Source organism: Salegentibacter profundi (assembly GCF_054121475.1).
On sequence record NZ_JBSYGG010000002.1, the window covers coordinates 120,744 to 140,507 of the forward strand.

A 19,764-nucleotide genomic window follows, 5' to 3' on the forward strand; every position below is an offset into this window, starting at 1 on the left:
GCACAATTTAATTTGTGACCGGCTCTTTTAATTACCATCGTTAAACCTTAAAGTTGGCATAAATAGTGACATACTTTTTTCAAGTCTTTGTTAATTTGTAGCAATTAATTTAACCTATGTCATTGTTATACAAGATCAAGAATTCACCCAGAATTAAATTGGGTTTAATAATAATTGGAAGTTTAATTGCAGTTGGTATCCTTTTCTTGGCCAGTGTATATTTTGGTGCTTGGGGAAAACTCCCATCAACCAAAGAATTAAGTGAACTTCAGCAAAGTCGTGCTACCCAGGTTCTATCTTCAGAAGGGGAACTAATAGGAAAATTTTTCATTGATGACAGGCAACCGGTAAAGTATGAGGAATTTCCGCAGCATTTAATAAATGCTCTGATAGCTACAGAAGATGTTAGGTTTTACAACCATAGCGGGATTGATTACCGAAGTCTTTTGCGAGTGTTTTTTAAATCCATTTTACTGCAGGATGATTCTGCAGGTGGGGGTAGTACCATTTCGCTGCAGCTCGCCAAGAATATCTACGGAAGAAAGGATTATGGAATTTTGGGAATTGTAGTCAATAAATTTCAGGAATTCGTAATTGCAAAAAGACTGGAGCGTGCCTATGATAAAGATGAAATTATCAGGTTGTATTTTAATACAGTTCCCTTTAGTGATAACACTTTCGGTATCGAGAGCGCTTCGATGAAATTTTTTGGAAAACCTACCTCAGAATTAAATCTGGAAGAATCAGCCGTCCTAGTGGGAATGCTTAAAGCTTCGCATTATTATAATCCCCGTATTTTCCCAGAGCGCAGTAAACAAAGACGAAATGTTGTGCTTTCCCAAATGGAAAAGTATAATTTCATTTCAGAAGAAAGAGAAAAGCAGGCCCAGGAAACCGAACTGGTCCTGAATTATAAAAATTACGGCCATGATAAAGGACTTGCCCCCTATTTTAGAGAACAGGTTCGCAAAGAGGTAAGTAAAATTCTAGACACTTTAAAAAATAAAGATGGAAAGAAGTATAATATTTATCGTGACGGACTCATTGTGCATACCACATTAAATTACAGGATGCAACAGCTGGCCGAGGAATCGATGAAAGAACACATGGCAGTTTTACAGCAACAGCACGAAAAATCGTACGGCGAAACGCCTCCATGGAAACGGAACAAAAAAATTCTTCAAGATGCCATTAGAAGTTCAAAACCCTATAAAAATCTAAAAGAAGAAGGCTTATCAGAAGATGAAATAATGACTGAATTGGAAAAAACAAGGCCTATTGAGTTATTTGAGCATAATGGTGCTGTCACCAAAACAGCCAGTATAAAAGATAGTATAGCACACTACCTTAAATTTTTAAATTCAGGAATGTTGGCGGTTGATCCCGGGACAGGGGCGGTTCAGGCCTGGGTCGGGGGTATTGATTATCGTTATTTTCAATATGATCATATATCACAGAGCAAACGACAGGTCGGATCTACTTTTAAGCCCATAGTCTATTCGGCAGCCTTGGAAAATGGAATTGAACCCTGTACCTATTTCTCTGCCCGGGAAGTGACCTATGCCGGAGGCTGGCGGCCAGAAAATTCCGGCAATCAGGAGAAAGATCCTCATATGAATTATAATATGAAGGAGGCACTAAGTAAGTCAATGAATACTATTGCCGTGAAAGTTTTAATGGAGACAGGTATTGGCAATGTTATTAATCAGGCCAGAAAAATGGGAATTGATTCTGAAATTCCGGCGGTGCCTTCAATTGCCCTGGGTACGGCGTCAATGACTTTGGCGGAACTTACCACGGCCTTCACCCCTTTTGCAAATAATGGAAAATACAGTGAACCGTTTTATATCACCAAAATAGAAGATGGCAGTGGCAATCTTCTAGCAGAATTTAAACCTAAAAACAACCCATCCCCCGCCCTTTCGGAAACCAATCGTCAGGTGATGGTAGAAATGATGAAAGCTACCGTTAATGAAGGTACTGCATACCGCCTAAGAGGCACCTATGGTTTAAGGAACGATATTGCCGGAAAGACGGGAACCACCCAAAACAATAAGGATGGATGGTTTGTGGGGATGACTCCAAAGCTCGTAACGGTCACCTGGGTGGGAAGTGATGATCACCGGATAGGATTCCGTAACACCTATATTGGCCAGGGGGCTAATTCTGCCTTGCCTGTCTTTGGAAAACTGATGCAAAAAATGAATGCCGAACCTCAGTTCAAGGAAATTACCCAGGCACGTTTTCCAGTTTCGTCCGAGGTGATCGCCATGATGGATTGCGAACCTGAAAAACGTGATGGATTTTTTAAAAGGCTTTTTGGTAATAAGGATAATGACCAAAAACGCAATAATCGCACAGAAAAACAAGAAGAAAAGAAAGAGAAAAAAGGATTTTTCCAGAGGCTCTTTGGCGGAAAGAAAAATAATTAAAGGCCGGAACATAAGCCCCTGAACCTTTAATTAGTTTTCGTACCTTATTTATTATGCCTGAATATCCGGTGATTCTTCTCTGGCCCAGAAACGACTCTTTTTAATAGCATTCAAAAATTTCTGGGACAATTGCCTAAAATCATCTTTTTCATTGACTACAAGTCCAAGTTCCGAGAGATCCTGGTCTTTAATTTTCTTCCAGAAATAGGTTTCTGTTATTATAGAATCTTCCGGTTTGCCAGCCATAGCAATTGGTTTACAGTGCTTAAAGACTTCATTTAGAAAAAATATCGCTTCCGGTATATCCCGTAATTCGGTAACGGCCTTTTCACCTGCAGGTAAATAAATGGCATCATAAAGAACTGAAGCTGTGGTGATAAAACTGTTATTTATTTTTACCTCCTTATTGCCAGAGAGTTTTAGGGTGCCGGAGTGAGGGGCTATTACATCGACTTTTGCCCCTTCATTTTCCAGGTCCTTTTTCATAGCCACTACTGATTCTTCATCAGAACCCTCAGCACATAAAAACGCCACTTTTTTACTTTTTACAAAGTGGACTAAATTCTTCTGCATACTCAATGCTTTAGAAGATTTAGTGTTCTGTTCAACGAAAGTAGATTCATATTTGTCTTTGGAATCTGCAGGTACACCTTTATTCATCGGCTTTTCTGGTTCTCGGGGAAAATCTACTCCCAGGTTCTTCGCAACGTTTTCAGCCAGTTCCATATCTACCTGAGTTAGCAAACCTACAAGACGTTCCCTGATCTGAACCGTTTTAACTTTTCCCAGTTCAAAACTAAAAGCATCAATGATATGTTTTTTCTCTACAGGGGTCTGGCTGTCATAAAACATTTTTACCTGGCTGAAGTGGTCGGAAAAACTTTTACTTCTATGCCTTATCTTGTTTCCTTCCACTCTCTGTGTATGCGAAACAAAACCACCTTCAGATACTTTGGCCTGAAATGGACATCCGCCTCCTAATGAGTTGGGATCATAACTGGTGCGGCCTTTATTGATCTCCTGCCTCATATGGCCATCCCTTTGATTATTATGGGTAGGAGCAACAGGTCTATTAATTGGTATTTCGTGGAAATTAGGACCACCCAGACGTTTCAGCTGGGTGTCGAGGTAGGAAAATAACCTCCCCTGTAGTAATGGGTCATTAGTAAAGTCAATACCTGGAATTATATGTCCCGGATGGAAAGCTACCTGTTCGGTTTCGGCAAAGAAATTATCAGGATTGCGGTTAAGCACCATTTTTCCAATAATTTTTACAGGAACTTCTTCTTCCGGCACTAACTTAGTAGGGTCCAGCAAATCGAAAGAAAATTTGTGTTCATCCTCTTCGGGGATCAGCTGGACTCCTAATTCAAATTCAGGATAATTTCCGTCTTCTATTGCTGTCCAGAGATCTTTTCGGTGAAAATCCGGATTATATCCCGATATTTTTTGTGCTTCATCCCAAACAACTCCGTGTACACCCAGGACAGGTTTCCAATGAAATTTTACAAAGGTGGCTTTTCCCTGCTTATTGATAAATTTAAACGTGTGAACACCAAATCCTTCCATCATCCTGAAACTACGAGGAATTGCGCGATCGGACATTGCCCATATAACAGTATGAAGTGACTCCGGCATCAGGGAAACAAAATCCCAGAAAGTATCGTGAGCTGCAGACGCCTGGGGCATTTCATTATTGGGTTCAGGTTTTATAGCGTGTACCAGGTCAGGGAATTTCATAGCATCCTGAATAAAAAATACAGGCATATTATTTCCCACCAGATCATAATTCCCCTCTTCGGTATAAAACTTTGTTGCAAACCCACGTACATCACGTGCAAGATCCGTAGACCCTTTAAAGCCCACCACGGTGGAAAAACGCACAAACACGGGGGTTTTTTTAGCAGGATCCTGGAGAAAATCTGCTTTGGTATATTTTTCCATGGATTCATACACCTGGAAATAACCATGTGCACCGGAACCTCTGGGATGAACTATTCGCTCTGGAATTCTTTCATGGTCAAAGTGGGTCATTTTTTCCCTAAAAATAAAGTCCTCCAATAAAGAAGGTCCCCTTTCTCCTGCACTCAGGGTATTTTGATTATCATGTATCCTCACTCCTTGGTTAGAGGTCAAAAACTGATTTGTCCCATCTTCTTTATTTCGTTCCAAATCCCTAACTTTTTGAGATTCTTCAGATTTTTTCTTCTTCTCTTCTTCTTTCATAATGGTAAATTTTAGATGGTTTCTATAAATTTCCTAAAAAAAAGAAGGTATAAGGAATTTGACCCTGTTAAATAAATCCTATAATTCCGTTTGATTTTCAAATAGTTAAAAAAAAATCTCAAATTGTTTATTCAGTAACATACACCGAAGAAAGATGGAGATAGATAAATCTAAAAAATTAGGGAAAATTGATTATAAGGTAACCCGATGGATGTACCAGTATGGTAAACCTTTATTACGGATTTCCATCGCTGTGGTATTTATTTGGTTTGGAGCTTTAAAAGTGGCCTTTGACAGTCCTGCCCAGGCCCTTATTGCCGCCACTGTATTCTGGTTCGAACCTGAGACATTCATACCAATACTTGGAGTATGGGAGGTGCTTATTGGTTTGCTGATGCTTTCCCGAAAGACAATAAGAATCGCCGTGATACTTTTGTTCCTTCAGATGCCAGGAACCTTCTTACCATTGATAATCTTGCCGGAAATTTGTTTTGAGGATCTTCCCTTTGTGCTTACCACCGAAGGCCAATACATTATTAAAAATCTTGTGATAATTGCTGCGGCTATAGTGGCTGGAGGATCGGTGCGTGAAAGAGAATTTGTTGAACAGGATCTTAAATCTGCTGATGCAGAAAATGATTAAATTATTATAAAAAGCCGGAAATATTATTCCGGCTTTAACTTTGATTATTATAGGTTTTAAAACTCCTTATTAATCGCTAAACGGAGTTTTCTGGAATAATCTTCTTCGAGCCAATCCCTGTAATTCTGTGTACTCTTACTTATACAATAGGAATATTGCTTGATCCTGGAAGATATATCATCCTTTAACTCCTTAATAAGCAGCCTGGCGTCAAATACATCCTCACTGTTTTCCACACACATTTTCACATGTTGATCCATGGACCATTCCAGTACAGCCTTGGATCTGAGGCCCTGTTTTATTACTTTATCATAGGCCGCTTCTACGTCAAAATCAACATCTTCTGTGTTAGCGAATTTTTTTCTAATTTCAGGAGGCATTTCATACTTGAATTCTCTTTCGATCTCCTCATCACTAAGGAGGTTTTCAAAATAAAAATCCGGAGCACGGAAAATTTGTCTCCAATCTACCGGGGCGCTCCATTCCCCAAAACGGGAAAGATTGTTCCCCAGGTCTAAGACTGAAAATTCTGATTTCCCGGGTAGAATTCTTGAGCCTCTACCGATCATTTGAAAATAAAGAGTCAGTGATTTTGTAGCCCTGTTTAAGATGATAGTTTCCACAGTAGGTTCATCAAAACCAGTTGTTAAAATACTTACCGAGGTGACAATGGCCCCAGGAGTATGTTTAAACCATCTAAGAATTTCTTTTCGGTCCTGTTTACCCGTGGTGTTATCTAAGTGCCTTATAGGCAAGCCGGCATTTTTAAAAGTTTCATAAACTTCAATAGAGGTGTTGATACCGTTATTAAAAATGAGAGTTTTCTTCCCCCTGGATTTATCATAGTAGGCATTCAGGAGTTTTTCCTGCATGCTGTAATTGGTATAAAGTTCTTCAGAAGATTTAACCGTGTAATCTCCATTCATCCCTACCTTTAAGCTTGTTAAGCCCACATTATAACTGTAGGTATTTGCCTTGGCAAGGAATCCTTTTTCGATTAAAGAGGCGATGGAATCACCAACGATTAGTTCCCGGTAATTATCCTTCATTGGTAACTTGATGTTGGAACTCAAAGGTGTAGCGGTCACCCCAAGTATGAAACATTTTTCAAAAAATTTAAAAAGTTTCCTGAAGGAGTTATAGTGAGCCTCATCGATAATTACCATCCCGATATCCTCCATCTCGAGCTTCTCATCATTGAGACGGTTATTTAGTGTTTCTACCATGGCCACAAAACACATATAATCTTCCTGATCGGGTAATTCCTTCACCTTGCTGTTGATGATCTTGTTTCGCACCCCAAAGTCTGTAAGCATGGTAGAGGTTTGCTTACACAATTCAATGCGGTGGGTGAGAATCAATACCTTCTTTTGGGTACGCTGGATGTATTCCCTGACCATTTGGGAAAAGATAACTGTCTTTCCACCACCGGTAGGTAATTGATATAGCAAATTATAATGTTCAGGGTGCTGATCGATTACCTTGAAGATTTTTTTAATATCTTCCTGCTGATAATCATATAATTGCTTATCTACTTTTTTGTCTTCAATTCCGAATGTTTCAACCTCCATAATAACTTTTAAGAACTCCAATTTTGCAAAAATAGCTGATTTCTTAAGTTTAGGAAAATTTTTCTGTAGGAAATAAAAAATTGAATTTCACTTTTTCATAAATTTATAGAAAGATCTTCAATCACCTCAAATTAATAACTACGCGTTCCCCCCTCATTTTTTGAAATTGTAATTACTTAAATCCTATGATAGGGGAAAATTATTTAGACTTATTACGAGAGAATGTACTATTTAAAGACCTGGAGGAGAAAAATCTCCCTGATTTCTTATTTGCTTTTGAAGAAGAAGTCTGGCCAAAAAACACCTGTAATATTACCAGGACTCCTACGCTCTTTAAATTTTATATTATCGCTCAAGGGCGGGTGAAGATTTACCGTATAGATCCCAATAGCGCCAGAGAATTCACATTGTTTTTGCTTAAAAAGAATGATGTATTTGACATCTTATGCCTTCTCGAAAGCTGTGAGCACAAGGTTCATTATGAAACCTTAGACCGCACTACCCTTCTTTCGGTTCCCATTAAAGTTATGCGAGACTGGATCACGAAATTTCCACAGATGAATAAATCTATTTTACCCTATATGGGCCAACAAATTCGCATTCTAGAGGAATTCTCTTCTAACATCGTTCTTTCCGATATATCCAGTCGCCTGGCAAGGTTAATACTAAGTAATATCAACAAAAAGTCAAATAAACTCGAATTAATAAATGATCTTTCCAATGACGAATTAGCCAATCTTATAGGCTCAACACGTGCGGTTGTCAACAGGCATCTTCAGCAATTTAAAAAAGAGGGTATTATAAAAATTAGTAGAAAAAAAGTGGAGATTAACAACCTGGAATTACTTTTAAAACAAGCGGAAAAAAATCACTCTAAAGGCTAGGTCAAACAGTCGTTAAATATTATACAATACGTAATTGGTGCTACCTAAGTAGTTTTTATCCTGCTATTGCTGAGGTACCTTTACTTAAATCTAAAAAATATACTGTCATGAAAAAGTTAATTTTCGCCGTAGTCTTAATGGGGGTTGTATTCTCCAGCTACGCACAAAAAGTCATCCGATTGGATGAAGTAACAATGGAGTTAGCCTCTGAAACATTGAAGCTAAATCCAGATTCACAAACCCTTATTGTGAGTATTCCGGAAAGGTATTCCGGTCACTTCCAGGAAAACCCTTTAAGGTTTGTGCGAGAAAATTTTGACATCCAACGATTTATTGCTGCCAATCGGGATGCAGAATATGAAGTGTATGATGTTCACTTTAAAACCAATAAAGGGGATTTAAAAGTAAGGTTTAATCAAAATGGAGAGCTTTTAACCAGTTATCAGTTATTCAAAAATGTAAGAATGCCCTATGCAACCGCAGTAAGCATTTTAAACCAAAATCCTAATTATACGATTGAAGGAAATAAGCATATTGCATCTTCAAGAGGAAGCTGGACCCTGAATAAGGAAATTTTTAAAGTTAAACTTAGAAATGGTTCCAAAACCAAAAATATCAAAGTGAATTTAGATAAATCTGGAATGGGTATACTCGCAGCAAATAAGTTTTGAGTTTTTCATAAGTGCACACGGCCCCGGAAAAGGGCCGTGTTTTTTTATACATCAAACAAATCAGATGATAAATAACGATCCCCGCGATCGCAAATAATGCTTACCACCAGGCCGCTTTCCAGTTCTTCGCAAAGACGAATAGCTGCTGCCGCGGCACCACCACTGCTCATTCCAGCAAAAATACCCTCTTGACGAGCGAGTTTTATGGTCATTAGTTTTGCTTCCTCCTCACTAACCTCAAGAATACGATCTACTTTCTCTTTCTTAAAAATTTTTGGCAGGTATGCTTCCTTCCATTTTCGAATTCCGGGAATCCGGGATTCATCGGTAGGTTGCACCCCCACAATTTGTATGTCTTTGTTTTTTTCCTTTAAATAAGTGGAAGTTCCCATGATCGTCCCTGTGGTACCCATTGAGGAAACGAAATGTGTGATCTTATGATGAGTGTCATTCCAGATTTCAGGTCCTGTACCCTTATAATGTGCTTTCCAATTATCATCATTTGCAAACTGGTTAAACATAAAATGATCTCCCTCCTTAAGCTTGGCTTCCGCATAGTCCCGTGCTCCTTCTATTCCTCCCTCTGCATCGGTTAAGGTTACTGTAGCTCCATAAGCCCGCATTGTCTGGACCCTTTCTATAGTTGAATTCTCCGGCATGACCAACTCCAAATTCAAATGAAATATTCCGGCAATCATCGCCAATGCGATTCCTGTATTCCCGCTAGTTGCTTCAATTAACCGGGTCTCCTTATTAATATCCCCTCTCTCAAGAGCGCTTTTTATCATATTGTAAGCAGCCCTATCTTTCACACTTCCTCCAGGGTTCTGGCCTTCAAGTTTAAAATAAAGCTCAACATTGGGGTTTTTAACCAACCTGCTGGCTTTCACCAGTGGAGTATTTCCGATTAGATCTAAAATAGAATCATTCATATTACTTCATGCTGTTTTTAATGTTAATCTGTGGGTTATGGGTAACGATTGAATTCTCAGGAACAGATTTTGTCAACCATACATTCCCTCCTATCATACTATTTGCCCCAACCACGGTTTCTCCACCAAGAATGGTGGCATTTGCGTAAATGGTTACATTATCTTCTATGGTAGGATGTCTTTTTGTTTCCCTTAAATTTCTATCGACATAAAGCGCTCCCAGGGTTACGCCCTGATAAATCTTCACATTATCTTTGATCACTGCGGTTTCCCCTATTACGACACCTGTTGCGTGGTCTATAAAAAATGGAACCCCGATTTCTGCTCCGGGATTGATATCCGTTCCCGTTAAAGTATGTGCACACTCAGTCATTAACCTTGGAACAAGGGGAAAACCAATTTTGTAAAATTCATGACTCAACCTATAAATGGCGATGGCAAAAAATCCAGGATAGGATAAATACACCTCTTCAACAGAATTCGCTGCTGGATCATTTAAGGCTATGGCATTGGCATCTTTATTTAATTTGGTTAATATTTCGGGAAGAAGCCTAAGGTAACCACACCAGATCTCATGGCAAGACTTATCCGGTTGCCAGCATACCAATTCAGCCAGTTCGGAAAAATCCTTTTCCAGTTGCTCAATATTATCTTCAACTTTTGTATCTGCATCAAAAAGGGTATAAAAGATTTTATCGACAAAAGCCTCAGTTTTCTCCTTTATACTTAACCTTAAATTGGGCAGTTGTTTTTGCTTTTGAATATCAGCAATAACCTTTTTTTCTATCATCTACCTTTTATTGAATGTTGGCACTATTTCAAATGTAATCAATAGTAAAATAAATTTTCCCGATTTTCTCTAAAATACTTAAAAGACAGTACAAGACTATGAATTTCCACCATTTGTATAAGGTTTACTACAATAGCTAATCCACTCGTTAAAGTTATGTGAACCAGTACTTTATATTTTATATTTATAATTATTTTTAATGGTATAATTTAAAAAACCAAAATCATGGCACAGAGGCAAAAACGTGAAGAGGAGCAAAAAGCTCAAAAGAAACAGGCTGCTCCAAAGAAGCAGCCACCAAAACAGGCAAAACCTAAAAAATAAGTTTTGCTTTAGTCATTAAATTCATTTTAGGCCACCTCAAAAGGGTGGTTTTATATTTTAGAATCATCTAGTTATTCATAATTTTTAAAAAATGATTTTAACTTAGCGATCTTAAATTATTAAAATACTGCATTTGAAGGAGTTTTTTTATTTCGCAAAAACGCATTTTAAAAGGGTTAGTTTTGGATGGCTACTGACATTTCTTTCCAGTTTTGGACAAACTTTTCTTATATCCCTCTACGTTCCCGAGATTATTAGGGATTTCAATTTAAGTGAAGGTTCTTTTGGAGCCATTTATGCCGGATGTACTGTTGCGGCCTCTGTAATAATGCTCACCATTGGGCATAACGTGGATCATCAACCTGCCAAAAAAGTCACCGCTTATACGATTCTAGGTCTTGGCTTATCCGCCATTCTTTTAGGCTTTTCCTTCAATATATTTTTACTCTTTATCGCCTTAATGGGATTAAGGTTAATGGGGCAAGGCTTGTTAAGTCACATAAGTATGACTATAATTTCAAAATATTTTGATAAAAACCGCGGTAAGGCTTTAAGTATATCCTCTCTCGGTTATTCTTTCGGGGAAGCTGTTTTTCCCGTAATTGTTGCGCTTTTGATTTCCTGGTTCGATTGGCGTATTGCAGCCATTGCCAGTGGAATTGGGCTTCTTATTTATCTTATTAGATTGCACTTCACCGATCTTAGCGATTTCGATAAACACCTTTCTACCCAAAAAAGATCTTCGACCTGGAGTTTGCTCAAAGATTATAAGAAGGTGGTTTTTGAAAAAAAATTTGGCATAATGATGCCCGCAAGTTTTATTTTAAGTTTTTCGATTACCGCGATTTTCTTCTATCAATATGTTTTTGTTGAGAATAAAGGATGGTCGGTACAATTGTATGCGAGCTTCTTTACCGCCTATGCGATCACCAGATTGCTATTTTCTATTTTGGGCGGGATGTGGGTAGATAAGTTCACTGCAAAAAAAATGTTCCGCTGGTTTTTAATTCCAATTATCATAGGCCTTGTTCCCTTCGCTTTTATGAAGAGTATCGTCGGTGCCTTCATTTTTCTTATCCTTGCAGGGATTACAGTAGGAATGTCCGGTACGGTTCAAACTTCCCTGATAGCTGAAATGTATGGGACATCCAGGATGGGTGCCATAAGAAGTGTATTTACGATGTTTATGGTTATTAGCACTGCACTTGGTCCACTTCTGGTAGGTTTCCTACTGGATCTAAATATCGACTTCAGGTATATTATGCTGCTTATAGTCGCAGCGATGACTTTAGTAGCCATAAACAATCAACGGATAAAAAATTACTAACGAATAAGGCTGAAATGACCTTTTTTTGCGGGGAAGTCCTCAAACTTTATTTCAAACCAATAATCCGTAGCAGGGAGCTCGCGGCCATCAAGGGTTCCGTTCCATCTGAAGTTTTCCCCAGAACCCGATTTTAATAATTTGCCATATTGATCGTAAATACTTATTCTGGAGTTGCTGAAAAACTCAAGTCCTTTTATGCTAAAAAAATCATTATAGCCATCGCCATTCGGGCTTATAAATTTCGGATAGACCAGATGAGGGAAATCCCTGGAAAGTGTTTCACAGCCCCCCTTATCTCTCATATATACGGTATAAATCCCACCGCGCACCTCAAAAACGTTGGAATCCTGAAAATTAATTCCATTGATGGAATATTCAAATAAACCATCTACCATGGGATTTATAATCAATTTATTTTCTTTCGAGATTATACTCTTAAAACCTACTTTATCAACGGTGACAACTTCTATACCCTTTACCACTGAACATCCGTTGGAATTAGTAAGCTCAACCTTATACTGCCCGGGTGATTGAACATCAATACTCCTTGTGGTCTCTCCGGTATTCCAACTATAGGAGGATACATCAGCACCTGCATCAAGGGTGAGTGTTCCTTCCTCACAGATATAACGATTTTCATCTTCTGCAACCGGCAGTTCATTGATTTCCATACTTACAGGAATTCGCTCGCTGGCATTACACTCAAAACCTTTTTTAAAGGCCTGGGCATAATAAACTCCCTCTTTTTGGGGCGTAAAAATTTGGGAATTTTCAAGTAAAAGATCTGCTCCGTTTTGCGATCCATACCAGTTTACAATTTCATCTTCTTCAACTTCCACGGAAAGGGAAGGTATTTCCTCTCCCCTGCATATGGTCTTATCCCCGTTACTTAGCGGTGGCTGCGGTGTTTCAACAATTTTTATTTTAAAAGGTTCAGAAACCGTACTGCATAGGTTATTAATAAGATTACTCGGGTCTTCAGCAACTCTTACCCTGTAAAACCTGGAACTTCGGAGTGGATCGGTGGTATACTGAGCTGCGGTTTGGCCAGGAATATTTTGCCAGTCTTCATTATTGGTACTTTCCTGCCACTGAAAATAATGATCCTTATAGGAAGAATAATCTGGAATTGCGGTAAGGTCCAGGCTTATGGGCAGGTTTTCTTCACATACATTTATTTTTGAGTCTTCCACCCCCGGAGACGAAATCTCGGTTAAATCTCCACAAGACCTGAATATAATATCGTCAATGGCAAGATCATTTCCACATCCCCCATCAGCATTATTATACATTTTTAAAATAACAGATCCCTGGCCGGGTTCACTCTTAAAGGTAAGGGCATATGCTTTCCATTTAGGCGTAATGCTGGTAGGAATATTCCCGGTATTTCCCTGGGCCAGTAATTCTGTCTCGGTTTGATCCCAAATTTGAAATTTTACATTTATTGGAATTCCTCCATCCGGACAAGGACTGGTAGGGCTTAAAATATTCATCAGAAAGGCAGAAAACTCATAACTGGTATTTTCACATAGCCCTGAAATTTGATATTGGTAGAATTGGCCGGCGGTCATATCGGCATTGACAATTAAAGCATTCCCATTGGAAATTCGCGTGTTGGGCATCTCTTTGAACCACCCCCCTATTTCGTTTCCGATTTCATCAGATACGGTATATGCTCCATCATTAGGATCATGACCATCTACAAAACTATAACTAGTGGTTCCAGCTGGCAGAGGTCCTCCATTATTAAAATCTTCATGAAAAATTGGATCCCCTTTGCTGCCTTCACAAAATCCTAATTGAGAAAATGCCTGAGAAGTACTTATCAATAAGGCAAAAAGCAATAGATATTTCATTCCTTACAAAGTTAGCAATACTCTTTATAGGGAAAAAGGGATTCCTAATAAAGTCGCGTTTTGGATATGTTCTTATGAAGTTTTTCTGAAAGCTCTAAAAGCCAGTTTAATTGATTGGTAACCAAATGAGCTTCCCGGAGTTGGGCCTGAAGATTTTCATCATTCTGAGTATTCCTATCCCCTATTTGAGCCTCCCTTCGGAGCAGTAAATCCTGGTAATTACGATGAAGCGCTTCGCCTGCTTTAAGGCTGCTTTCCTTATCGGGTAGTTTTCTTATTTCCTGTTCAGAAAGCACAATTCCAGTGTTCTTTAAGTTTTGGATTATGTGTTGTACTAAAATATCAAAATGCTCCGAGGCACTGGTAGTTTTGTGATTTCTAATGTAGGTTCCCAGAGAGGCAAGAGCACCAAGAAAAGTTTGGTTTACCCCAACAATCTCATAGACCTTACTAATCTCCTTTTGTTTGGATTTAGGCTCCTGGGTCATCCGTTGAAAAGCTGTATTAAGATTTCCGGTTTCAAGAAAAGCATTCTTCCTGGCCAGTTTATAGGATATCGGTAAGCTTCCCTTCTGCTTGTAATACTGGGCAATTTCTTCCAGATAAATTTTATTGGCTTCAATGCTTTTTAGCATCACATTTTTAATCCCTTTCACTTCCCAGGCTGGCCATAAGAGCAAATTACCCAAAGCTGCCAGGCTTGCTCCCACTACTGTATCAATAATTCGGTATTGTATCACATTATAAACATCTGGTTGTAATAAAGAATAAATAAAAACTATACTCAGGGTGATAAACACTGCTGCCGTTTTATAATTTCTCTGTACCAGGGAAAAAGCCAGGGTAAGAGAAAACAGGCCCAAAATAGCATAGACCATTTGGTTCTTTATAAAAAACACGATTCCAATGGCAATTACACCGCCAATAAGGGTTCCTATAATTCTTTGCTTGGAACGCTCCTTTGTAAGGCCATAATTGGGTCTCATTATCACAATTATAGTCAGGAGAATCCAGTAGGCATTATCCAGGGAAAAATAAGCGCCAACGGAAAACCCTATTAAAACCACAACTGACAGTCGTAGGGAATGCCGGAAAATTGTAGAATCCAAATTTAAATTTTCAAGCAGTATTTTAGGATCATAATCCTGCGGTGTTATGAACCTTAGCACTTCTTTCTTCTTTGGGAACACCCGCTTTTTATCCTCCAGGTTATAGAGGATCCGGATAATCGTATTTATTTTTTGGGCCTGTCTCTCCAGGTAATCGAAAAGATTTTCAAGCAGGAACATATGCTCTTTATTATCGTTGAGATCAAGGTTGTTCCTAAAAGAACTGAATCCCCTTTGAATGCCCTCCAGATTCTCCTGTATTTCTTTCTGAGTGTAATTAGCATTCTTTTCCAGCGAAGTAGCGATTTGGTCCAACTCAAGTGCTAAACTATTGACAAGAGAACTCAATTTTTCTGGCAAGACCGATTCATCCCCGAAAACTTCATCCATCTTGGCATAATCTACCGGGTTAGCTATTGCCAGTTCCAGAATATCCACTAATTCAATGAATATAAGCAGTCGTTTCCTTGCATAATTAGAATTCCCAAAACTCAATCTCGATCGAATAAGGGCATCCCTTAAACTTTCATGTTTTTCATTTAATTCGCCCTGGAGCCTAAAAAGCTCTTTCTGTAAACTTTCTCTTTTTTTATCCTCAGTCAATAATTGTGCACGGGTTTTTAAATAAAGCGCAGTGAGTTCCATGGCTTGGGCCAAAAGCTGTTCGGTAGCCCTCTTGGGATTTAAGTAATGCCAGAGCACACTTAATAATAAATACCAAAGCCCACCTAATACTATTAGTCCGGCTCGCTGCCACACTTCAAGTACCGTTGATATGTTAGCAAAACTCAAGACCAGAGCAAAGAGCCCCGAAAATGCAACCAAGGAGGCACGGAAACCAAAAACGGCCATATAGGCAATTCCAAAAACTAAAATGGCCAGAACAGGCAAAAGTATCCAAAGGTTTATCGAAGCATAACCAAAAACCAGGGAAACCATACCTGCGAGGATTGCAGCCAGGAAAACCCCGATAATCTTATGGCTAAAACTTCCCTGGATATCGCTGGGAGAACTTAGCAGACATCCTATAGCCAGGGCTACTCCCACTTCATAATTATCGAGATAAGTAAAAACAGCAATTGGTAAACTAATAGCAATGCTCAGAATCACCGCCTTGGAAAAATCCCGACTGCGGAAAAACTTAAGAAGCTCATCGAAATAGTATTTTATGCTATTCAAATTAATGGGGCTTTACTTCACAAAAGTACAAGCATTTTGGATCTTAAGAGTTATGATTTCACAGGATTTATAAGGAACATATTTTTAAGTATAAATTAGCAGTAAATGCTTGTTCTTTTTTGATAATGGTACTAAATTAAACTTTCACTGCTTAATTGAATAGAACTATGAATAAAGTGATACTTTTTAATTCCAGACCTAAAGGCATACCTAGTCTAGAAAACTTCGAAATTACCCAAGAGCAAACCCCTGAACCTAAGGCCGGGGAATTATTGCTAAAATCTAAATATATCTCTGTAGATCCCTATTTACGTGGAAGAATGCGTGATGAAGAATCCTATATTCCTCCCTTTGAAATAGGACAACCTTTGGAATCCATGATTGTGGCTGAAGTAATAAAATCCAATAACCCCCATTTCAAAAAAGGTGAATTTGTTAGCGGAATGCTTTCATGGAAAGAGTTTCAGGTTACCCAGGGAAAAGGGCTAAATAAAGTTGATAAGGAGAAGGCTCCGCTTTCGGCATACCTGGGCATACTGGGATTAACAGGTCTCACTGCTTACATTGCCCTGGATAAAATTGGAAACCTAAAGACCGGAGAAACATTGGTGGTGTCGGGGGCCGCAGGAGCTGTAGGTAGTGTGGCGGGTCAAATTGGAAAAATCAAGGGCTGCAAGGTAATAGGAATAGCCGGCAGCGATGAAAAAATCAGGGAAATCACAGGGAAATTCGGATTTGATTCTGGGATCAATTATAAAACTACTTCAAACATTCAAAAAGCCCTGGCAGAGAGCTGTCCCCAGGGGATTGATGTATATTTTGATAATGTAGGAGGGGAAATCCTTGATGCTGTAATGCAAAACATAACAGATTCCGCCCGGGTTATCAATTGTGGTGCTATATCGCTTTATAATAAGGAAGAAATGCCCACAGGCCCCAGAGTGGAAGGTATTCTCATTAAAAAAAGTGCTTTAATGCAAGGCTTCTTGGTTAGAAACCACGTTAAGGATTTCGGGGCAGCCATCAATCAACTAGCCACCTGGCTGGGTGAAGGAAAATTAAAATACGAGGAAACGATAAGAAAAGGTTTTGAGAATACTCCCCAGGCATTCCTGGATCTCTTTGCCGGAAAAAATAAAGGAAAGATGATCGTAGAGATCTAATTCCAGATAGAATTCCCTTTCATCTTTCTCCATTTGGTCCTATCATCACTTTTTATAAGGAGCGTATTGTTTTTTATCTCAAAAATTATTTCTCCGGATGGCACTTCAAAATTGGGTTCCATAGAAATAATTATTTTCTTGTTTATCACTTGGTAGGATCCTCTCCAAATAATATCTGATAGCATAATCTCCACTTCATTGTTCTTCAGGAAATCGACCTGTTGATGACAATTGATGTAAAAATCCGGAGGTTGGGCATCCATACATTCCTTTTCGGAATTGAAAAATAATCTTATATAAGATTTATCCTCTAATTGCTTCTGTTGGCCTGGGGCAGAAATTTGATTGCAGGAGGTAAGGGACAACAATACTATGGTTACGATATAGATAATTTTCTCCTTCATTTGCCCCGGAAATTAAAACAATAAGTTAGTGAAATTCAAGGTAATATATAATTTAATAATTATAATTTATTGTAAAAATTACCCGATATGCCTGTGATAAAGTGAAATATTATTAAAAGAAAAAGTAGTGACCGAAATCACTACTTTTATAAATTCAATTTAATAATCCGTATCGATATTCCGGAAGTGACACCTTGAAGGATGCTTTACTTTTTCGGAGGTTGGGAAGGTCGCACTTCAATTTTACTGGGAAGTGTCCTTGGATTAATCTTTAAAAGATCCACCACCAACTCCCCTATATCCTGGGGTTGAATTTTCCAGGCATCTTCTTCCGTTGGCGTATGATCGTTAAAATAAGTGGCTACCGAACCAGGCATTATAGTGCTCACTTTAATACCTTTATCCCTAAGATCCAGCATCACGGCCTGGGTGAATCCTGTAACCCCGAATTTACTTGCATTATATGCCGCTCCGCCAGCGAAGAAATTGGTTCCTGCTAGGCTGGAAATGGTAATGACATAGCCCTGGGACTTCTTCAAGGCTTCCAAAGAGGATTTAATACTGTAAAAGACTCCGCTTAAATTGGTGTCAAGGGTTTCCTGCCATTGTTTGACAGAAAGTTCATCGATATTTCCAAAATGGCCAATCCCGGCATTGGCAATAAGCACATCCATCTGGCCCCATTGGTCAATAAGGGAATTAACCGCTTTTTGCTGACTCTCATAATTGCGAACATCCGCTTGAAGAGCCAGCACCTTATCTGCATTACCTAACTTCGCAGCAGCGTTTTGAGCATTTTCCAGAGAACGACTTGTAATGGCCACCCTCATACCTAAATCCAAAAGTGATTTGGCCACCCCAAAACCTATTCCCTTACTTCCTCCGGTTATTAACGCAACTTTGTTTTCTAATGATTTCATTTTCAAATTTTTATTATGATTTCCTCTAAAGCTACTAAAGATTGAAGTTGCGATAAAATTTGGGACTCTAAGAAATTGTTAATTTTAGAACCAATTGCTCACAATAATTCTGTGTTAAAATGTTTCAGAAAAGACTGAAAGAAGTAACTTTGCAAAAAATAATAACCGCAGAAGGGTTAATAAAGTCTAATTAGAATAAAAACTTTCTTTTGAAAAATATAAAGGCACAGCAGTTACTCAACAAAATTCAACGTGATCTTATGCGCAATGGTATTATTATCAATACCCTTGTAAATGATCTCAAGGAGCTAAGAACCATAATTGTTGATGAAGAGGGAAATCCATTGCTTGCAAAGGCATTAAGGTTAACCTATGAGCATATCGAAAATTTTGAAGGTTTTGAAATTGCTATTCCGGATGACGAGCCAATGGAAGAAGGTGAACAAACTCCTGAAAACTCGGCTGCAACAGGACAAGAGAGCCTTGATTATTTATTGTCCCTAATGGCAGAACCGGATAATAAGGTCAATAAGATAGAACTACGCGAGTATGTTGATGCCCTAAATAGTTATGCAGAGGAAAATTAATTCGGTAAAAATTATCTTTAGGCCCGAATTTTGAGATAGCTGCGCTTTTGTTGGTGCCCTTACCAGCTAAAATGCTAAAACACTTTTTTTAATGAAAAAAGAAGCGAAATCTAAAAGAAAGAAGTCGCGCATACGTTTATTGCACCAGTATTATAGTTATACAGGTTTCTACAAATTTGTATGGCGCAGCGTAAAAAAGGCGATAATACCCATATTGCTATTCCTGGCTGCCATATTTGCTTTAGACAGATATGTTCTGGATATCGATCAGATGTTGATAACGGTTACCGAAACTTATTCCCCACTTGGAATCCTTGGGGTATTTTTCCTCTCCGAATCTTTACTGGGTTTAATACCTCCAGAACTCTTTATTGCCTGGTCTGGAAAATCCTCCAGCCCTATTCTTTATCTTTCTCTTCTTGCTCTTGCCTCCTATTTAGGAGGAATTATCTCTTATTATATTGGTAGGGCCATCACAAAAATACCTGCGGTCCATGAAGATATTGAAGTAAAAATGGCCGACCATATTAAGAATACCCGAAAATGGGGTGGCTTTTTAATTATCGTCGGAGCACTGCTGCCTATTCCCTTTGCCATGACCAGTATAGCCGCCGGGATCATTAAATTTCCCTTCCCGAGCTTTTTAATGTTCGGACTCCTGCGTTTTGTACGTTTTTATCTTTATGCCCTGGTCATTTTTGAAATGGTATAAGCCTATTTTTCTTAATTTCTGAAATTCTAAATTT

General features: G+C 38.7%; 16 protein-coding genes. 8 read left to right on the plus strand and 8 right to left on the minus strand.

The window, feature by feature from the left end:
- Positions 1-116: 116 nt before the first annotated feature.
- Positions 117-2,432 (plus strand): penicillin-binding protein 1A, encoded by a 2,316-nt coding sequence (locus ACW6NC_RS03365; protein WP_457863776.1) that lies wholly within the window; start codon positions 117-119, stop codon positions 2,430-2,432.
- A 51-nt stretch (positions 2,433-2,483) separates the two neighbouring features.
- Here the strand turns inward: ACW6NC_RS03365 and ACW6NC_RS03370 are convergent, their stop codons facing one another.
- Positions 2,484-4,658, minus strand: coding sequence for a catalase (locus tag ACW6NC_RS03370; RefSeq protein WP_457863777.1), 2,175 nt, complete (start codon positions 4,656-4,658; stop codon positions 2,484-2,486).
- A 154-nt stretch (positions 4,659-4,812) separates the two neighbouring features.
- Between ACW6NC_RS03370 and ACW6NC_RS03375 the strand changes: the two genes are divergently transcribed.
- Positions 4,813-5,301, plus strand: a complete 489-nt coding sequence (locus ACW6NC_RS03375; protein WP_457863778.1) for a hypothetical protein — start codon at positions 4,813-4,815, stop codon at positions 5,299-5,301.
- A 56-nt stretch (positions 5,302-5,357) separates the two neighbouring features.
- On the opposite strand, the gene ACW6NC_RS03380 is transcribed toward ACW6NC_RS03375, so the two are convergent.
- Positions 5,358-6,872: a DEAD/DEAH box helicase gene (locus tag ACW6NC_RS03380; RefSeq protein ID WP_457863779.1), complete on the minus strand. Its 1,515-nt coding sequence runs from the start codon at positions 6,870-6,872 to the stop codon at positions 5,358-5,360.
- 185 nt (positions 6,873-7,057) lie between these two features.
- Here ACW6NC_RS03380 and ACW6NC_RS03385 point away from each other — a divergent pair, with 185 nt between their 5' ends.
- Positions 7,058-7,756 carry a Crp/Fnr family transcriptional regulator gene (locus tag ACW6NC_RS03385; protein ID WP_457863780.1) on the plus strand — a complete coding sequence of 233 codons (699 nt, stop codon included), beginning with the start codon at positions 7,058-7,060 and terminating at the stop codon, positions 7,754-7,756.
- Positions 7,757-7,863: 107 nt separating this feature from the next.
- Positions 7,864-8,427 carry a hypothetical protein gene (locus ACW6NC_RS03390; protein ID WP_457863781.1) on the plus strand — a complete coding sequence of 188 codons (564 nt, stop codon included), beginning with the start codon at positions 7,864-7,866 and terminating at the stop codon, positions 8,425-8,427.
- A 44-nt stretch (positions 8,428-8,471) separates the two neighbouring features.
- Here ACW6NC_RS03390 and cysM read toward each other — a convergent pair whose 3' ends face one another.
- Positions 8,472-9,359: a cysteine synthase CysM gene (gene cysM, locus ACW6NC_RS03395; protein WP_457863782.1), complete on the minus strand. Its 888-nt coding sequence runs from the start codon at positions 9,357-9,359 to the stop codon at positions 8,472-8,474.
- 1 nt (position 9,360) lies between these two features.
- Positions 9,361-10,149: a serine O-acetyltransferase EpsC gene (gene epsC / locus ACW6NC_RS03400; RefSeq protein WP_457863783.1), complete on the minus strand. Its 789-nt coding sequence runs from the start codon at positions 10,147-10,149 to the stop codon at positions 9,361-9,363.
- A gap of 457 nt (positions 10,150-10,606) precedes the next feature.
- Between epsC and ACW6NC_RS03405 the strand changes: the two genes are divergently transcribed.
- Positions 10,607-11,800: an MFS transporter gene (locus ACW6NC_RS03405; RefSeq protein ID WP_457863784.1), complete on the plus strand. Its 1,194-nt coding sequence runs from the start codon at positions 10,607-10,609 to the stop codon at positions 11,798-11,800.
- Here ACW6NC_RS03405 and ACW6NC_RS03410 read toward each other — a convergent pair.
- Positions 11,797-13,656, minus strand: coding sequence for a T9SS type B sorting domain-containing protein (locus ACW6NC_RS03410; RefSeq protein ID WP_457863785.1), 1,860 nt, complete (start codon positions 13,654-13,656; stop codon positions 11,797-11,799). The two genes, ACW6NC_RS03405 and ACW6NC_RS03410, sit on opposite strands and share 4 nt — an antisense overlap.
- 44 nt (positions 13,657-13,700) lie before the next feature.
- Complete coding sequence (locus ACW6NC_RS03415) at positions 13,701-15,944, minus strand: FUSC family membrane protein (protein ID WP_457863786.1); 2,244 nt, start codon at positions 15,942-15,944, stop codon at positions 13,701-13,703.
- A gap of 167 nt (positions 15,945-16,111) precedes the next feature.
- On the opposite strand from ACW6NC_RS03415, the gene ACW6NC_RS03420 reads away from it, so the two are divergent.
- A complete protein-coding gene (locus ACW6NC_RS03420) occupies positions 16,112-17,107 on the plus strand; it encodes an NADP-dependent oxidoreductase (RefSeq protein WP_457863787.1) in 996 nt (331 codons plus the stop codon).
- On the opposite strand, the gene ACW6NC_RS03425 is transcribed toward ACW6NC_RS03420, so the two are convergent.
- Both ACW6NC_RS03425 and ACW6NC_RS03430 read right to left on the minus strand, forming a co-directional pair.
- The gene (locus ACW6NC_RS03425) at positions 17,104-17,511 is read right to left on the minus strand and encodes a hypothetical protein (protein ID WP_457863788.1); all 408 of its coding nucleotides are present in this window, start codon (positions 17,509-17,511) and stop codon (positions 17,104-17,106) included. The two genes, ACW6NC_RS03420 and ACW6NC_RS03425, sit on opposite strands and share 4 nt — an antisense overlap.
- A 206-nt stretch (positions 17,512-17,717) precedes the next feature.
- Positions 17,718-18,431, minus strand: a complete 714-nt coding sequence (locus tag ACW6NC_RS03430) for an SDR family oxidoreductase (RefSeq protein WP_457863789.1) — start codon at positions 18,429-18,431, stop codon at positions 17,718-17,720.
- A gap of 209 nt (positions 18,432-18,640) precedes the next feature.
- Between ACW6NC_RS03430 and ACW6NC_RS03435 the strand changes: the two genes are divergently transcribed.
- Positions 18,641-19,018: a hypothetical protein gene (locus tag ACW6NC_RS03435; RefSeq protein ID WP_457863790.1), complete on the plus strand. Its 378-nt coding sequence runs from the start codon at positions 18,641-18,643 to the stop codon at positions 19,016-19,018.
- 91 nt (positions 19,019-19,109) lie between these two features.
- A complete protein-coding gene (locus tag ACW6NC_RS03440) occupies positions 19,110-19,730 on the plus strand; it encodes a YqaA family protein (RefSeq protein ID WP_457863791.1) in 621 nt (206 codons plus the stop codon).
- Positions 19,731-19,764: the final 34 nt, after the last annotated feature.

Excerpts from the sequence above, each read along its gene's own strand:
- epsC (WP_457863783.1), bottom strand. The coding sequence starts at position 10,149 with ATGATAGAAAAAAAGGTTATTGCTGATATTCAAAAGCAAAAACAACTG.
- ACW6NC_RS03390 (WP_457863781.1), top strand. The coding sequence starts at position 7,864 with ATGAAAAAGTTAATTTTCGCCGTAGTCTTAATGGGGGTTGTATTCTCC.
- ACW6NC_RS03365 (WP_457863776.1), top strand. The coding sequence starts at position 117 with ATGTCATTGTTATACAAGATCAAGAATTCACCCAGAATTAAATTGGGT.
- ACW6NC_RS03385 (WP_457863780.1), top strand. The coding sequence starts at position 7,058 with ATGATAGGGGAAAATTATTTAGACTTATTACGAGAGAATGTACTATTT.
- ACW6NC_RS03430 (WP_457863789.1), bottom strand. The coding sequence starts at position 18,431 with ATGAAATCATTAGAAAACAAAGTTGCGTTAATAACCGGAGGAAGTAAG.
- ACW6NC_RS03375 (WP_457863778.1), top strand. The coding sequence starts at position 4,813 with ATGGAGATAGATAAATCTAAAAAATTAGGGAAAATTGATTATAAGGTA.
- cysM (WP_457863782.1), bottom strand. The coding sequence starts at position 9,359 with ATGAATGATTCTATTTTAGATCTAATCGGAAATACTCCACTGGTGAAA.
- ACW6NC_RS03425 (WP_457863788.1), bottom strand. The coding sequence starts at position 17,511 with ATGAAGGAGAAAATTATCTATATCGTAACCATAGTATTGTTGTCCCTT.
- ACW6NC_RS03380 (WP_457863779.1), bottom strand. The coding sequence starts at position 6,872 with ATGGAGGTTGAAACATTCGGAATTGAAGACAAAAAAGTAGATAAGCAA.
- ACW6NC_RS03440 (WP_457863791.1), top strand. The coding sequence starts at position 19,110 with ATGAAAAAAGAAGCGAAATCTAAAAGAAAGAAGTCGCGCATACGTTTA.
- ACW6NC_RS03410 (WP_457863785.1), bottom strand. The coding sequence starts at position 13,656 with ATGAAATATCTATTGCTTTTTGCCTTATTGATAAGTACTTCTCAGGCA.
- ACW6NC_RS03420 (WP_457863787.1), top strand. The coding sequence starts at position 16,112 with ATGAATAAAGTGATACTTTTTAATTCCAGACCTAAAGGCATACCTAGT.
- ACW6NC_RS03370 (WP_457863777.1), bottom strand. The coding sequence starts at position 4,658 with ATGAAAGAAGAAGAGAAGAAGAAAAAATCTGAAGAATCTCAAAAAGTT.